Genomic DNA, 1,388 nt, shown 5'->3' with positions numbered 1-1,388 from the left:
TTGAAAGATTCTGAATTAAGCGATATCGAGGTCCGCCTCGACGCCCTGGAAGGTAAAACGCGAGAGAGAGTGAGAGAATGAAAGAGACCATTAAAACCCGAATTGAACGACTGGAACATCAGCACGGCGAACCCCCTGCCATAATAATCACACCTGCCAATGGCGAAACGGCCCCGCCAGGTTATCGCGGGGTGGTGTTCATCGACGATATCCCTCCGTCGGAGGCGGACCCATGACCCGCGACACGCTCCGCCGAAGACTCGACCACCTCGAGCAGGCACCAGTCCGCCGCCCGTGCGCTGTCAAGAGCATGACCGACGCCGAACTCCTCGAGCTCTTCGCCGACGACGTGATCAGCACGCCGGCCGGTCCGGTGCGATTCGCAGACGCGGACGAGGTGAGCCAGTGGACGCATATCAAGAAGGTTGCGTCCGGGGTGCGTGTGGTCTTTGCCCGCGACACCGAGCCAGCACCCGCACCGCGCATGGGCGAGTCCGTTGTGGTCCTCGACGAGGAGGACGCATACCTATGACCAGATCGGCCGATGACCCGTGCGGGCGGCAACCCGCCCGGCGAGGCCTATGTCTCCTCTGGTCTCCTCCATGGAAAAAACAACCCGCCGGGGGCCGGGTCATGCCCCCCAAAATCGCATGTGATAAAATGACTGAAGGATCAAGACCCTTTGGAATTCGGCGCCTCGACGTGCCGATCTTCGGCCCCTTCCGGCCGATAGGGAACAGCACCCCGAGCAAACCCGCGCCCACCGCGACGCACAAACGCACACCCACGGCGAGAGCGGCGGAAGACGCCCGGGCCCTGGCAGACCTGAACAAGCGCGCTTCAAGCCTTCTCTTCGATATCATGGTGCTTGAAAACCGCCGTGAGAAGGCGGCACTCGCTGCAATGGAAGAACCCGAGCACAGGGTCATAATCGACCGCATGGGCAACATCAGAGGTGCATAAATGGCGAAGGCAGTTGAACAGCCCGTGTCACGCATCGATGAACTCGAAGACCGGATCGCAGCCATGCAGCGCCGGGAAGAAATCATGCGGAAATATGGGTCGCAATTGACCGACGATCAGATCGCAAAGTATCAGGAGATCGAAGATCGACAGCGCCGGATGGCCGAAAAGCACGCCCGCACCCCCGCACTCGTGGCACAGGAGCGGGACCGCATCGAGAAGGAGAAAAACCGCATCGCCGCCGACCTTTGCCAGTCGGGTGCGATCGCATTGTTCATCAACAAAGAGCGGGCACACCTTGACGGGCGCACCGCTCCGAAGTGCCCGCATTGCAACGAGCCCATCCTTGAGGCGAACGGTTTGATCTACACCGTGGCGAGCCGGGTATTCGAGAGCCAGGGCGATCTGTTCGCCGCCGCCGCCCA

The 1,388-nt window shown here is 61.1% G+C and carries 3 protein-coding genes; all 3 read left to right on the top strand.

From position 1 onward, the window contains the following. Window positions 1–232: 232 nt before the first annotated feature. Entirely contained in the window at window positions 233–532 is a 300-nt protein-coding gene (locus QCH34_RS12680; protein ID WP_300334668.1) for a hypothetical protein, read from the top strand. A 128-nt stretch (window positions 533–660) separates the two neighbouring features. Next, a complete protein-coding gene (locus tag QCH34_RS12675) occupies window positions 661–963 on the top strand; it encodes a hypothetical protein (RefSeq protein ID WP_300334666.1) in 303 nt (100 codons plus the stop codon). Next, a partial coding sequence (locus tag QCH34_RS12670) for a hypothetical protein (protein WP_300334664.1) occupies window positions 964–1,388 on the top strand: 425 nt, incomplete at its 3' end.

The sequence above is a fragment of the Methanocalculus sp. genome (assembly GCF_029762515.1).
Taxonomy (GTDB): Archaea; Halobacteriota; Methanomicrobia; order Methanomicrobiales; family Methanocorpusculaceae; genus Methanocalculus.
Note: the sequence above shows the minus strand (reverse complement) of the source record. Positions and strands in the feature narration are given on the sequence as shown.

Bases quoted from the DNA above. Each gene is read 5' to 3' on its own strand.
- QCH34_RS12680 (WP_300334668.1), top strand. From the start codon at position 233: ATGACCCGCGACACGCTCCGCCGAAGACTCGACCACCTCGAGCAGGCA.
- QCH34_RS12675 (WP_300334666.1), top strand. From the start codon at position 661: ATGACTGAAGGATCAAGACCCTTTGGAATTCGGCGCCTCGACGTGCCG.